The sequence below is a fragment of the Roseovarius sp. MBR-6 genome (assembly GCF_040547525.1).
Taxonomy (GTDB): Bacteria; Pseudomonadota; Alphaproteobacteria; order Rhodobacterales; family Rhodobacteraceae; genus Roseovarius.
In genome coordinates this window covers 1-13,205 of the sequence record NZ_JBEPPW010000024.1, presented here as the reverse complement: position 1 = coordinate 13,205, position 13,205 = coordinate 1, and the positions used below count along the sequence as shown (strand labels likewise).

The 13,205-nt window shown below is 62.3% G+C and carries 14 protein-coding genes and 1 pseudogene; 3 read left to right on the top strand and 12 right to left on the bottom strand.

Features of this window, described 5'->3' with window-relative positions; all coding sequences use genetic code 11:
* Nucleotides 1-10: 10 nt before the first annotated feature.
* From ABIE57_RS18430 to ABIE57_RS18385, 10 genes and pseudogenes are all read right to left on the bottom strand, one after another.
* Complete coding sequence (locus tag ABIE57_RS18430) at nt 11-1,126, bottom strand: Fic family protein (RefSeq protein ID WP_354540505.1); 1,116 nt, start codon at nt 1,124-1,126, stop codon at nt 11-13.
* A complete protein-coding gene (locus tag ABIE57_RS18425; protein WP_354540504.1) occupies nt 1,126-2,379 on the bottom strand; it encodes a restriction endonuclease subunit S in 1,254 nt (417 codons plus the stop codon). Before ABIE57_RS18425 ends, ABIE57_RS18430 begins: the two co-directional genes overlap by 1 nt.
* Complete coding sequence (locus tag ABIE57_RS18420; RefSeq protein ID WP_354540503.1) at nt 2,376-3,914, bottom strand: class I SAM-dependent DNA methyltransferase; 1,539 nt, start codon at nt 3,912-3,914, stop codon at nt 2,376-2,378. Before ABIE57_RS18420 ends, ABIE57_RS18425 begins: the two co-directional genes overlap by 4 nt.
* Nucleotides 3,915-4,007: 93 nt before the next feature.
* Nucleotides 4,008-4,667, bottom strand: a complete 660-nt coding sequence (locus ABIE57_RS18415; RefSeq protein ID WP_354540502.1) for a hypothetical protein — start codon at nt 4,665-4,667, stop codon at nt 4,008-4,010.
* Nucleotides 4,664-5,317 (bottom strand): DNA methyltransferase, encoded by a 654-nt coding sequence (locus ABIE57_RS18410; RefSeq protein ID WP_354540501.1) that lies wholly within the window; start codon nt 5,315-5,317, stop codon nt 4,664-4,666. The genes ABIE57_RS18415 and ABIE57_RS18410 overlap by 4 nt, the downstream gene beginning before the upstream one ends.
* Nucleotides 5,318-5,372: 55 nt before the next feature.
* Nucleotides 5,373-5,762: pseudogene (locus ABIE57_RS18405) on the bottom strand (DNA cytosine methyltransferase); the annotation flags it as partial.
* 71 nt (nt 5,763-5,833) lie between these two features.
* Nucleotides 5,834-6,889: a helix-turn-helix domain-containing protein gene (locus ABIE57_RS18400; RefSeq protein WP_354540500.1), complete on the bottom strand. Its 1,056-nt coding sequence runs from the start codon at nt 6,887-6,889 to the stop codon at nt 5,834-5,836.
* Nucleotides 6,886-7,278: a VRR-NUC domain-containing protein gene (locus tag ABIE57_RS18395; RefSeq protein WP_354540499.1), complete on the bottom strand. Its 393-nt coding sequence runs from the start codon at nt 7,276-7,278 to the stop codon at nt 6,886-6,888. The genes ABIE57_RS18400 and ABIE57_RS18395 overlap by 4 nt, the downstream gene beginning before the upstream one ends.
* Nucleotides 7,275-7,541 (bottom strand): hypothetical protein, encoded by a 267-nt coding sequence (locus tag ABIE57_RS18390; RefSeq protein ID WP_354540498.1) that lies wholly within the window; start codon nt 7,539-7,541, stop codon nt 7,275-7,277. Before ABIE57_RS18390 ends, ABIE57_RS18395 begins: the two co-directional genes overlap by 4 nt.
* Nucleotides 7,538-7,783, bottom strand: a complete 246-nt coding sequence (locus ABIE57_RS18385; RefSeq protein ID WP_354540497.1) for a helix-turn-helix transcriptional regulator — start codon at nt 7,781-7,783, stop codon at nt 7,538-7,540. Before ABIE57_RS18385 ends, ABIE57_RS18390 begins: the two co-directional genes overlap by 4 nt.
* Nucleotides 7,784-8,386: 603 nt before the next feature.
* On the opposite strand from ABIE57_RS18385, the gene ABIE57_RS18380 reads away from it, so the two are divergent.
* A complete protein-coding gene (locus ABIE57_RS18380; RefSeq protein ID WP_354540496.1) occupies nt 8,387-9,646 on the top strand; it encodes a tyrosine-type recombinase/integrase in 1,260 nt (419 codons plus the stop codon).
* Nucleotides 9,647-9,658: 12 nt separating this feature from the next.
* Here the strand turns inward: ABIE57_RS18380 and ABIE57_RS18375 are convergent, their stop codons facing one another.
* Nucleotides 9,659-10,270, bottom strand: coding sequence for a hypothetical protein (locus ABIE57_RS18375; RefSeq protein WP_354540495.1), 612 nt, complete (start codon nt 10,268-10,270; stop codon nt 9,659-9,661).
* Between the two features lie 547 nt (nt 10,271-10,817).
* On the opposite strand from ABIE57_RS18375, the gene ABIE57_RS18370 reads away from it, so the two are divergent.
* Both ABIE57_RS18370 and ABIE57_RS18365 read left to right on the top strand, forming a co-directional pair.
* Entirely contained in the window at nt 10,818-11,351 is a 534-nt protein-coding gene (locus ABIE57_RS18370) for a hypothetical protein (RefSeq protein ID WP_354540493.1), read from the top strand.
* Complete coding sequence (locus ABIE57_RS18365) at nt 11,348-12,085, top strand: hypothetical protein (RefSeq protein WP_354540492.1); 738 nt, start codon at nt 11,348-11,350, stop codon at nt 12,083-12,085. Before ABIE57_RS18370 ends, ABIE57_RS18365 begins: the two co-directional genes overlap by 4 nt.
* Nucleotides 12,086-12,699: 614 nt before the next feature.
* On the opposite strand, the gene ABIE57_RS18360 is transcribed toward ABIE57_RS18365, so the two are convergent.
* Nucleotides 12,700-13,205 (bottom strand): DDE-type integrase/transposase/recombinase (locus ABIE57_RS18360; RefSeq protein ID WP_354540491.1); only part of this gene is annotated, 506 nt, incomplete at its 5' end.

The window sequence follows — 13,205 nt, the reverse complement described above, 5'->3', positions numbered from 1 at the left end:
TAAGTGATCCTCAAAACGCGTCCCGCCCTTCGCAGATGTTCAGCAGCTCGGGGAAGGCCAGCACGGCAGGCCTCCTGCCGCTGGACGGCCTGATCTCGCGCAACAGCCCGTTGTCGCGCACCAGCCGCAGGATGCGCTTGGCCGTCGGTTCGGGAATGTCGGCCTGCGCCACGAAATCCGACGCCACAAAGATCGGGCGGCTGAAGAACCAGTCGAGCGCGCGCACGCCGTATTGTGACCGCGTGGCCCCGACCATCCAGTCCTTGCGCGCGGTGTAGAGCGCGTGGATCGCCTGCGCCTTGGCCTGATTGGTGCCCGCCTGTTCGATGATCGCGCGCAGGAAGAACCCGCACCAGCCGGTCCAGTCGCCGTTCCGCGACACGGCCAGCAGGCGGTCGTAATATTCGTCGCGGTGGCTTTCCAGATATTCCGACAGATAGAAATTCGGTGCCGACAGTAGGCCCTTGGATTTCAGGAACAGCGGGATGATCAACCGCCCCAGCCGCCCGTTGCCGTCCAGAAAGGGGTGGATCGCCTCGAACTCGGCATGCAGCACGGCAAGCTGGATCAGCGCGTCGGGGGCCGGGGCGTGGATATAATCCTCCCACGCGCTCATCGCATCGGGCAGCGCCTCGGCGGAACAGGGGATGAAACGCGCCTGTTCGATGGTGCAGCCCTCGGGTCCGATCCAGTTGGGGATGCGGCGATAGTCGCCCGGCGCCTTGCCCTGGCCGCGCACACCCTGCATCAGGCGCGCGTGGGTCAACCGGATCAGGCGTTGCGACAGGGGCAATTCCTCCAGCAGGCGCGCGGCCTCGGCCAGGGCGGCGCGATAGTTCAGCACCTCGTGGATATCGGCCTTTTTGGGCGTGCTCTCATCCCCCGGCTCGCCCTCGGCTTCGAATTCCAGCACCTCGCCGATGGTGGCCTGCGTGCCCTCGATCCGGCTGGACAGCACGGCCTCTTGCGTGGTCAGGGGTGAGAGCAGCACGTTGGGGTTGGGGATGCCGTGCAGCACGCCCTCATAGCGCGCGACGGCGGCATTGGCCGGGCCGATCAGCGGCAGAAGCTGCGGCCAGTCGAGCGCATCGGGCGGGAAGCGGCCCTGATGATAGGCAACCGCCATCACGTCCCCTCGCTTGTGAGGCGCTCAGCCTCGACCACCCGCAATTCCCCCGACATCAGGCGCGGCAGCAGGAGGTCGCGGGTCTGGGCGAGGGTGCGGGATTCTGCCTTGTTCGCCTCAGCTTTTCTGATGAGTGAAACCAAGGCATCGGAAAATGCGCTGATGATGGCGTCGCCCGGCCACACTATCCCAACTTTGGCAATATCGCCGTTGGATACAAAGGGCTGCGCCGCCCCCTTTTTGATCACGTCCATGTCAATGTGACGCAAAGCGATCAGCAGCCATTCACCGGAAACGCCTGCATTGGGGCGAATGAGGGAGGCGTTGTTGTTGATCCATGCCTTCCCCCGATGGGAGAAGAACTGGCCGCAGTATGCGCCGACACGGCCAACAGAAATCACGAACCCGTCTGCGTTGTGGTTCGTGGTGTAGCCCATAAGACCCGCTCCGCCGAATACCGGGACTGGCCCAGCATCGGCGATGTGTTCCTTTTCCAGTTGCTTGCCGCCCTTGAGTTCGGCGAAGTCGCCAACAGGACGAACCTCCCACCCCTCCGGCTTGCCCTCGGCGTCGAGGCGGTCGGGGAAGAGGGACCAGAGGTCGGGGGAGAGGTAGGGGGAGAGGTAGGGGGTGCGGCCTTCCATCTTGGCGCGGGTGGGGCCGAAATTGACGAACCAGTCGCGGAACAGCGCCCGCGCCATGGCCTCGAGCGTGGCGTTCATCTTCCGGTTCAACTCGATCTTGTCATCCAGCGCCCCGAGAGTGGCGGCAATGGCGTGTTGTTCGGGGAGGGGCAGGTTAGGGATTCGGAAGCGGCCGATTTCAGCAAGATTGACGTTTGGCTGCGCTGACTGCGCTACTCCTCCTAGAACGGACTGAACGAAGCTTGGATTTCTCAGGCAGAAGCTGATGAAGCGGTGGGATGCGCGCTGCTCGTCGACGCGAATGATTGCGACAGCCTGATTGGTGTTAGCGGGAAGATGGTCTCGACGCGCGATCCCGCATTTTCCGAGGTTTGCGCCTGCAATTGAATAGAGAACATCTCCATTCTGAATGATGGAGCGCTTCAAGCGTTGGTTCGTTTCCTCAGAGATGAACGCAAACTTGGTGGCATCAATCGAGCCGCTATAAGTAAGGCTTTCGGACTTGATATAGTTCACTCCGCTGTCGGCAAAGCCGCCGTCCTTCGCATTCGGCGTCGTGCCTTTCGTGATCTTCAGGCATAGGTCAGCCAAGGGAACGAAATCACTCACACCCCAACCCCCGCCAGCCGCGTCCGGATGGTCGCCGTCAGCGCCTCGGCCTCGGCGAACTGCGCCTCCAGTTGCTCCTGCAAGGCGGCGAAACGCTCGGCAAAGGGCGTCTCGTCCTCCTCTGCCGCTTGCGATCCCACATAGCGGCCCGGGGTCAGGACGTGGCCGTGGGACCGGATTTCCTCAAGGCTCGCTGATTTGCAGAAGCCCGGCACGTCGGAGTAGCCCTCGCCCAGCCGCCACGCGTGGTAGGTGCCCGCGATCTGCGCAATGTCGGCATCCGAAAACTCCTTGCGCGTGCGGTCCACCATGAAGCCCAGCTTGCGGGCGTCGATGAACAGCACCTCGCCGCGACGGTCGCGCAGCGTCTTGTCCCGCGCGATGCCGTTTGATTTGTCCCGCGCCAGAAACCACAGGCAGGCCGGGATCTGGGTGGAATAGAACAGCTGCCCCGGCAGGGCGATCATGCAGTCCACGACCTCGCCCTCGATCATCGCGCGCCTGATCTCGCCCTCGCCCGACTGGTTGGAGGACATCGAGCCATTGGCCAGCACCACCCCCGCCGTGCCGGTGGGCGAGAGGTGATGCAGGATGTGCTGCAGCCAGGCGAAGTTGGCGTTGCCCGCAGGCGGGATGCCATATTTCCAGCGCGCATCCTCGCGCAGCCGCTCGCCGCCCCAGTCCGAGATGTTGAAGGGCGGATTGGCGAGGATATAGTCGGCGCGCAGGTCGGGCAGTTCGTTCTTGTGAAAGGTGCCCTCGGAGTTCCACTTGATGTCGGCGTCGATGCCGCGCACGGCAAGGTTCATCTTGCACAGCCGCCAGGTGGTGTAGTTGCTTTCCTGTCCATATATGGCGATGTCGCCCAGACGGCCGCCATGCGCCTCGACGAATTTCTCCGACTGCACGAACATCCCGCCTGAGCCGCAGCAGGGGTCATAGACGCGGCCCCGGTAGGGCTCCAGCATCTCGACCATGGTGCGCACGACCGAACGGGGGGTGTAGAACTCGCCCCCGCGCTTGCCCTCGGAGCCCGCGAACTGGCCGAGGAAGTATTCGTAGACCCGGCCCAGCAGATCGCGCGCGCGGTCCTTGCCCTCGCCCAGCGCGATGCCCGAGATCAGGTCGATGAGTTCCCCCAGCATGACAGCGTTGAGCGCGGGGCGGCCGTAATCCTTGGGCAGAACGCCCTTGAGCGAGGGGTTGACCTTTTCGATGGCGATCATCGCCTCGTCGATCAGGCGGCCGATGGTGGGCTGCTTGGCATTGGCTTGCAGGTGCGACCAGCGCGCCTCTTGCGGCACCCAGAAGACGTTTTCGGCGAGGTATTCGTCGGGGTCCTCGGCGCCTTCGGGGTATTCGGCCAGCAGTTGCTGGCGTTTGAGTTCAAAGCTGTCGGAAATGTGCTTGAGAAAGATCAGACCAAGGGCGACGTGCTTGTAATCGGATGGCTCCATATTGCCGCGCAGCTTGTCGGCGGTCTTGAACAGGCTGGCCTCGATGCCGAGGTCGGAGCCGTTGTCGGTTGATGCCATTGGTAAATCCGCCTCCCGAACTTCTTTTTGTGAACCGTATTGCAGCCATAAGCTGAAATCCAGACATTTGCAGGTGATTGGAGGGGGTTCGGATCAGCGAGGCTGCCATGGCCGCACTTTCGGCATCACCGCCGTCACCTCGACCTCCCTCAGCATCCGGCCCGCAACCAGCCCATCCCGCACCCAATCGAGCGCTGCCCACCAATCCTCATATCCCCGCCGGGCGGACGCGATCTGTTCCGGATGCGGTCGCCAGGTGACTGGGCAGGCCACCACCTCGACGCTGCGCCAGCGACCGCGGTGCAGCACGTGCTCGACACAAACAACCTCGGTCACCGCGCGCACGCCGTGCTGGTTCTCGCGCGTGTCACGTGGCACGCAGCGCGGCACGGCGCCCGGCATCCAGTCGGGGGTCAGCCCGGCCCTTGCCAGTTCCGCCACGCGGATGGCCATCTGGATGCCGCCGAAGCTGTCGGGCATTCCGGCGACGGTGGCGGCGATCACCTCGGCGTCCGCATGGGTATAGCTGCCCATCTTGTGCTGGCCGCCGTCGACCTTGCAGCCAAGTGCTGCGCGTTGCAGCAGGACGTATTCGAGGCCGAAGCCGCAGCCTTCCTCGGTCACGTCTTTTGGTGGCGGCAGTTCCAGCTGGGCCTTTTCCACCCGAAACGCCCATTCCAGCGCGGCCTGCACGCCCAGCGCGCGTTTGACGTTTGTGCCGCCTGCGCGCCCAATTCGCCCCTGGACGCTCATGGCTGCAACCTTTCAAGGAAATCCATCTGTGCCGGGCGCTGGGCCGAGTCCAACGGCCGCCAGATCCACGGGCCCGAGGCCATGGGCAGATGCGAGAGCGCGCCACGCATGTGCTGCTGCCAGCGGGTGAACTCCGTTGCCGAGCAGGCGCAGAGCGCGTGACCGATAGGCCAGCCCATCAGCCATCCGACGAAGAGCGGGTTCAGCCGCCGCCGCGTCCGGGCCTTCAGGATCCGCCGCGACACGACCCGCCCATGCGAGGCAATCATCGAAGCCCACAGCGGGCGCGAGATCGGGGCGTGCGGCGAGCACTGCCGCCCATGCGGCATGGTCACCGGGTCCGGGCGGGTGAAGCCCTGTTCCGCCCGGTAATGCAGGATATCCATCCGGGATTTGCCATCGGCCCGGGTGATGCTGGCTTCGCTTGATCCTTTCCAGTTCTGCGCAGCCGGGGTCGGCCATTGCGCCGCCTGTGCTGGCAGGGGTGGCGTCCCGCCCGCGCCATAGCTCTGCCCCGGTCCACCCTTCGCGCCATCCGTCGCCTTGGGGGTCGACCAGTTGGTGATACCCAGCGCCAGCGCCTCGGCCTTGCGGGTAAAGTCGCTGTTTCCCGCCGGGTTGTAGTTGGCCGTGCCGGGATGCAGGCTCATCGGTGTGGGCCAGGATGAAGATCCGCAACCGCTGGTGCGGCGCGCCGACTTCTGCCGCAGAGAACAGGCCCGCCGCAGGCGTGTAGCCCATGCGCCAAAGCTCTCGCAGGACGGTCTCAAGGCCGAGGGTGACGTGACCGGCGACGTTTTCGAGGAACACCCATTCCGGGGAACATTCCCGGATGACGCGGGCAACCTCGGGCCAGAGGTGGCGGGGATCGTCGGCACCACCGCGTTTTCCGGCCGCGCTGAAGGGCTGGCAGGGATATCCGGCCAGCACCGTGTCGAAGGCACCGTGGAAGGGCCGGGCGTCGAAGCTGCGCAGATCATCCCAGATCGGCGCCGGGGCAAAATACCCCGCGCGCTGGGCTGCGATGAGGACGGCGCGAGGCCAGTCCTCCCATTCAACAAAGGCGCGGGTGTGATATCCGGGCTCGGCGAGCATGAGGCCCAGATCAAGGCCTCCGCCGCCTGCGCAGAGCGACAATCCGTGCCGGGGACGTGACACCATGCCATTCACAGCACCCCCCGCTGCCGAAGCCGCTCGGGCGTGACGAGGCCTCGTGCCAGCATGGCTGCGCACATTGCGTTGCTGATCATGCTGGCGGGCAGGAAGCCTTCTGAATTGACCTTGGCCGCGTAGAACGCCGCCAGTTCATCGTCTTCGGGTCGGGGTGCTGCATCTGCCTTGCGCCGCCGCTTGGCCTTTGTGCCCTTCGAAGTCGCGATGGCCGCCTGCGCATCGCGCCGGGCTGCACGCTCCATGAACCGATCCAGCGCCTTCGGCCCATCGGGCGGTTCGGGATGATCGCGGCGGGTCTCGATGGCGACCTCGATGATCCGGCTCGTTGACAGCCCGAGGTCTTGGGTCCAGCGGCGAACATGCGTCCTGGCTGGCCAGCCTTGCCACCAGGCGGGCAGGGTGGCGTTGGCGGCAAAGCCCAACGCTGAAAGCAGCTCTGCGAAGAACCGATCAAAATCGGCCTCGCGCGCAGCCGCGTCCTCCTCCTCCTCCTCCTCCTTTACAGGTTCTCTTAAGGGTTCTCTTACAAGGTTAGTGTCCAAATTCTGGACACGGCTTTGGTCATTTTCTGGACACGGGTCGGCCTGTTTTCTGGACACGGCTCCGTGTGCAAAATCTGGACACGGCTTTTCGACGGTGGCGCATCCCAACGCGTTGTTTGCGAATGGTTCTTCGCCAGGTTGTCCGTGTCCGATATTTGGACACGGCTTTTCCTCTGACGACACGATTTCCCATGGGTTTCCGGCCGCTGCCGTGCTGGGCACCGGCGTGAACCCCTCCTCGAAGCCGAGGATGTAGCGCGTCGACATCTGGCGCTTCGTGATCGGGTCGATGCGCCGTTCGCGCCGCATCAGACCACATTTTTCCAGACGGGAGAGATGGTTGTTGAGGCCGGAGCGGCTGACCTGGCAGTCATAGGCCAAGAGCTCCTGCGACGGAAAACAGCCATGCTCGGGGTTGTAACGGTCGCAGAGGTGCCAGAGCACGATCTTGGTCGTGCCCTTGATGCTGCGCTGGTCAAGCGCCCAGACAGTTGCCTTGTGGCTCATGGTGCCGCCCTCCGCGTCGGGCGGACACTGCTGGTGAAGCCGTTGTCCGCCAGCGCGCCCAGCGCATCGTCGACCGACCGGACCAGCGCCCAGCCGAACCCCTGCGCGCAGACGGTGTTGCGGAAGACCTCCTGCGATTTGCGCAGTCGGCCGGTTTCGCTTTTGACCTCGAGGAACAGGACGCGGCCGCCGGAGATCACGATCAGATCGGCAAATCCGGGATGGACGCCCATGCCGACCAGGATCGCCTGACGCTTTGCGCCGCGCGGCCCGGCCTCGGTGACCTCGTTGACGCAGTGATGGACGATGGCGTCGCGGGGCAGAATGAGCCGCAGGGCCTGCACGATGGCGCGCTGGGCATCGGCCTCGGGTGTGCTGCGCCGGTTCATGCCGCACCGCCTTTCGGGAAGGCGGCCGCCGCGATGGCAAGTATGGGGCGCCGGTCCAGCAAGCGAAGCACCTCAAGCGCATCGCCGCATTCACGGGCATCATCGGACTGACCGACGACAACCCTGGCCGCGAGGATCACGAGAGATTCCGGATGCTGGGTGGTGTCGGCCAAAACACCGCGCGCCTCGATGAGGCGGTCGTGCATCCAATCGCCGGTGGTCGAGGTCGGAATGCCGGGCGGGTGGGGCAGGAGGGTGGTCATTTGCGGCCCTTCCCGTTTGCGCGCTTGGTGCTCTCCTGCTTTTCCAGCCAGTCCAGAACAACGGCGCGGCGGTAGTAGATCGTGCGCCCGGCCCGCACGCAGGCGGGGCCCATGCGCCGGTTATCCCAGCGCCGAAGCGTGTCGACGGAAAGGCCAAGCTCTCGTGCCAGATCAAGGCGGCTGATCCATCCCGCCATCAAGGGCGCAGGCGGTGCTGCGGGATGTCGATGTGTCTGCGTCATGCGGTTTCTCCCGGTTGTTGCCCGAACAGGGCGTTTGCCGGTTTGAGAAGGCGCAGATCGGCGGGGGCGGCGGGAAGGCACTGAGTGACACTGAGTGACACTGGCTTTGCACCCCCGTGCCGCCCCTTGTTTTATTGAGGTTTTGCGATTTCTGCCAAAGTCATGCTGCGGTGCAGCGCGCGGGGCGCTTCGCTTGTTTGGGGCGCGCAGGGTAGAGCGTGGCAGCGCGATGGGCACCAAACCCTGCAAAACAAGGGATTCGGGCGGCTGGGCACGGACGGCGCTGTGACACTGAGTGACAGTGGCTTGGCACCTCGGTGCCGGTGATTGATTTCATTGGGGTTTTCCGGGCGACGCGGCATCGGGCGACATTGGGCCGCAATGGCGTGCAGGTCGTGCGGCGATCATCCTGGGGAGAAACTGCCGTTCACGCCCCGTTTGCCCGATCCCCGTCCGAATGCGGGCGGCGCCGGGGTGCAAAGCGACTGCCAGCCAGTGTCATTCACCGCCGGTCAGTGCCTCCCCGCCGCCCATAGGCCCATGATTACCTTGATAAGCCTGCGAATCCACGCGTCATGACACGGGCATTGAGAGGAGGGTGACATGCCCAAGCGTATGAGATTGAATGACAAAACGGTCCGCGAACCCATGCCGGTGAAAGGGCGCGACTATCAGATCTTCGATACCGAAGTGCGCGGCTTTGCGGTGTGCATCTACCGATCTGGCAGCCGCGCCTTCACACTGGATTATCGCTATGCCGGTCGCCAGCGCCGGATGACTATCGGGCGCTGGCCGGAATGGAGCGTGACCGCCGCCAGAGACCGCGCACGGCAGTTGCGGCGCGAGATTGACGAGGGTGGCGATCCACTGGCCGGGAAAAGCGAGCTGCGCACCGCCCCGCATGTGGGCGACATGATCGAGCGCTACATCGCCGAGCATGTTGTCAAACTGGCTCCGGCCAATGCCGCAGACCAGAAGGCGATGCTGGCCAAGCTGGTGGCACCGCACTGGGGCAACAAGCTGGTGACCGCCATCACCAAGACCGATGTGGCAAAGCTGCTGGCGAAGATCGCCGAGGGCAGGGCGCGCCCGGCAAAGGTCAAACCCAACAATCGCGCCCGCAAATTGCAGGGCCCCAAGCCCACGCCGGTGCGTGCCAACCGTGTGGGCGAGGTGTTGCGCAAGATGTTCACGCTGGCCATCGACTGGGGCTGGCGCGAAGACAATCCTGCCTCTGGCTTCCACCGCCGCATCGAATCCGCGCGTGAGCGGTTTCTGAGCCCGCAGGAAATCGCCCGACTGGCCTCGGCGCTGGATGCAGCATCAGACCAGCGCGCGGCGGGGATCATCCGGCTTTGCATGCTGACCGGTGCGCGGTTGGGTGAGGTGCGGCAAGCGCGGTTTGAACAGTTCAATCTGGAACTCGGTGTCTGGTCAAAGCCTGCGGCCACCACCAAGCAACGCAAGATCCACAGGGTGCCGGTCTCGGGTGACGTGGCGGCGATTGTGCGCCAGCGCCAGCTGCTGGTCCCAAGCGGCGTGCCATGGCTCTTTCCCGGCGATGTGCCCGGCCAGCCCGTGAAGGAAATCCGCCACTTCTGGCGGCAGATTCAAAAGATCGCTGATCTGCCCGATGTGCGCATCCATGATCTGCGCCACACGTTTGCGTCGTTGCTGGTCAGCGGCGGGGCCTCACTGGAGATGATCGGCAAGCTGTTGGGTCATACACAAATGCAGACAACCCAGCGCTATGCGCATCTGATGGACTCGCCCCTACGGGCGGGCGTTGACGCGGTGGCGCATATATTCCGGCCCCGCCCGACGCTGGTCCGCGATGCGGACAGTGATCGCAAAGAGGCCTGACCACGCGCCGGGTCAGGCGTTCTCATCCTGTCGGAGCTCACTCAACATCTTCCACAGATCATCGACATGGCGCCGGATGGAGCGCTCGCTTGGGATATCGTCGCCGTTCGAATTTGCCACGAACCAGTCCTGAATGTCGCTGATCATTTCGGCTTTGCTGGCCGGAATGCCGTGGTCATGGATGCGGATCAGAAAGGCCTTGGTCATGCCGTCCCAATCATAGGGCGATGCTGACCCGGTGCCGCCACTGACCCGACGCAGCAGATCATGCTTGTCCTCAAACTTCATGACCTGTTTGCTGCGCACAAAGAGATCGGCGATTGACACATCGATGCCCTCGGGCGGATCGGTGACAAAAAGCCAGTCTGTGGCGTCTTCGGTGCGCAGGCGGCGCAACTTCGCGGTTTTGGGGCCGGTCCCACAGCGGCGAAACATCTGCACGATGTCCATGGTGCAGATGACAACCGTGCCTGAAACTCTCTCGGTGTCGCAGAAGGTGGGAGGAATGCCGGTGATCACATCCAACTGACCAGCTGCCGACCAACCGGCAATGTCGGCCAGGGTGCACCCCCAACGAGCCGCCACTTCATTCAGGGTATAGAATTCGCGCTGGGGGAGTTTCATCGAGTGATCCATCTTCTATTGGGCCTTGATTGGGCACTTGGCAGCCGGAATTATCCGCCAGGGGCAGTGATTGTTTGTGGGGCAGTTTTTCATCTAAGGGTTGTCAAATCACCAAGGACTCGTCCTGAAGGCGATCTTGCCCCATACGCCCCCGTAAGAACCAGACGTCGAGAAAAACAGAATCGTGATAGCCTTCGGGAAGAGCGTGGGTCTGATGCGATTTGCCGAGATCGCGGCCGCCCGTCACAAGGGCGTGTCCCTCGTTGAGGGGAGCGCGGAATTTGGCCTCATCAACGCGGCGATGTGGGGGTGTTGCCTTGAGGGGCGGCCCGTTCAACGCCAACCAACTACGCTGTGAGAGGGGAGCTGTCATCGCTGCATGTGCGGATTAGCGGGGCCGAATTGCTGGGAGCTGGCATTCTGGCCGCGCCACGGAACCAACTTTTTTCCGCACCGCCGCAAAGCCGCAAGGAGCCCATTGCGCACAGTTGCGATCAGATGATTCATCAGAGATGACAAGCTATTGTCGGTCGAATAACCTCTGCTTATGAGCAAGAATGATAAGCTTCGACTGTGCGTCGAGATTGACGAGTTTCTAAGGGCCAAAAAGAGTCTCAAAGGCTCCCAGCCAGTCTGGAGGCCTAACGGTCGGCCAGACCAGCTGGACGCCAGATGGGTGATCGAAGAGGCAGGTGGCGTCTCCCGTGCGCACCTGGCCTTTCGCTACAACCGGGTCTCCACCAACCAACCCAGCGTCTCGCTGATCTACGAGCGGAAGAAAGTATGTCGCGTGGATGTGAAGCCGCAGGATGAATATGATGGGAACCCACCTCAAGCGCGGAAGTTCGGGCTACCTGCGAAGGTCTACGGAACCCATATCCACCGGTGGGAACACAATAGGGAGTATGTCCTTGAGTGCCTGCCACCAGATGAATGGGAGATCCCCATCAAGCAGGAGATTTCCCAATTGACTCAAATGCTTGGACATATTCTTGCTTTGATCTGCGACGAATGTGGGATAGACTTTACCCCTGAACAGAGGGATTTGAACCCGCCCTCCAGAGAGGACCTCTTCAAATGAAAGCCCTGTGCGACATCATCCTGGCAAGCACATCTTCACTGTGGGCTTGCAAGGAGACAGAGAATGGCGCGCGGATCCGCACGACATGTGTGTTCCCGTCATTCGAGCCTGTCTTCGTCTACGTGGCGAAGCTCGGGGAGGGCTTTGTCGTCCATGATGCTGGGGAGACGGTCGCTGTGATCATGGCCCACGGTCAGGACGGTGATGCTGCGAAGAGAGTAATACGCTCCGAGTGCAAGAGATACGACGTGGCGTTTGGCGAGAGGAGGATATCCCTCAAGATAGATGCTTCCGAGTGGCTTGAGACTGCTATCGTTGCCGTCGCCAACACGGCGGCCGCTGCCGCAAGGAACGCGCTCAAGGACAACAACAAGAAGACTGAGCGTGATTTGGCAGACGTGATCTACGAATTCCTAGAGCCGAGACTGGCGAAGGGGACGGTTACCAAAGGTTTCCCGTATCTTGGGGAGAGCGGAAGGCGCTACAGGTTCGACCTTGCTGTTCAGAGCAAGGACCATTTGACGCTAATTGAGACCGTCACACCCCATGCCATTTCAGTGAACTCAAAATACGTCGCACTGGCCGACGTTCCTGCGGAGGCATCAGTTAGAAAGATAGTCGCGCACAATAATGACCTATCTCAGGAGGACATTTTGCTTCTCCAAAACGTAGCCACCGTTGCTGGGCCAAATGGCGTTATGGAACTTGTCGCTGGAAGTAGCACCAAGCATTGAGCATTGGTGATCGCTGCGGAAATCCCGCCTTCTGCGCATTAAGGCTGGTTATTCCAAGCTGTAAATTGCCTGCTCCGAATGCGCGCTCCGTCCCGCACACCGGTCACACAAGTTGGAAAATGCTGCGCCCGCACGAACGGCTGGTTCGGTAAAGACGCACTTCGGCGATAATCAACCTAGCAAAGGTCCGTTCAGGGCCGAAAACGATTATGGTCGGCGCACGAACAATCCTCTTACATCAACGCCACATCAACCCACGAATGCATGTTTCGCACCAAGTTTGCTGCCGAAAGACGGTCAATCCCGCCCGCTGCAAACATGGAAATCGCGCAAAATCAAACGGTTGGCCCGCAAGCCTTTGAAATCCCTAAGCTATTGGAATCGCGTGGATTTTGGCTCATAACCTGAAGGTCGTAGGTTCAAATCCTACTCCCGCAACCAAATTCTCTAACCTTTCCAAAGACTTAGAACCCGACAAAAACACTTGTGCAAGGCCCGCGCAAAAACGAGTCAACGCCAAGTCAACGTTTTGCAAGTCCCCTTGAAAACCCAGGGGGATTTTTGCGTTTGGGGGCTCTCGATTACACTGGTCTTGCCCCCGTTTCACCGGACACTCAGGCGGTTGCGGTTTGAGCTGCGATGAACTCGCGTGGTGAGCGCATTTTCAGCCCTGAGTGCGGGTGGTTGTCATTGTAGTCCTCGATCCAAGCGCCGATCAATCCAAGAACTGTCTGGGCGTCCGGTAGCGGCGTCACCTGGACGTAGTCGCGCTTCAGCGTCTTTACAAACGCCTCCGAGATGCCATTGCTCTGTGGGCTCTGAACCGGCGTGAAGCAGGGCTTCAGGCCCAACTGGCGGGCGAAGATCTGCGTGTCCTTAGCGATATAGGGCGAGCCATTATCGGACAGCATCTCGATGACCGACGGCGCACGATGATCACCAAAGCGGCGTTCCACGGCCTCGAGCATGATGTCGCGGATGTCTGAGCCGCTGATCCCGACGTTCACCACGGCGCGCCAAGCGATGATTTCGCGGTCATGAGCATCGATGATAAAGGCGCCACGGACGATGTCCCCGTTCCAGCAGGTGAACTCGAAGCCATCGCTGCACCAGCGCAGGT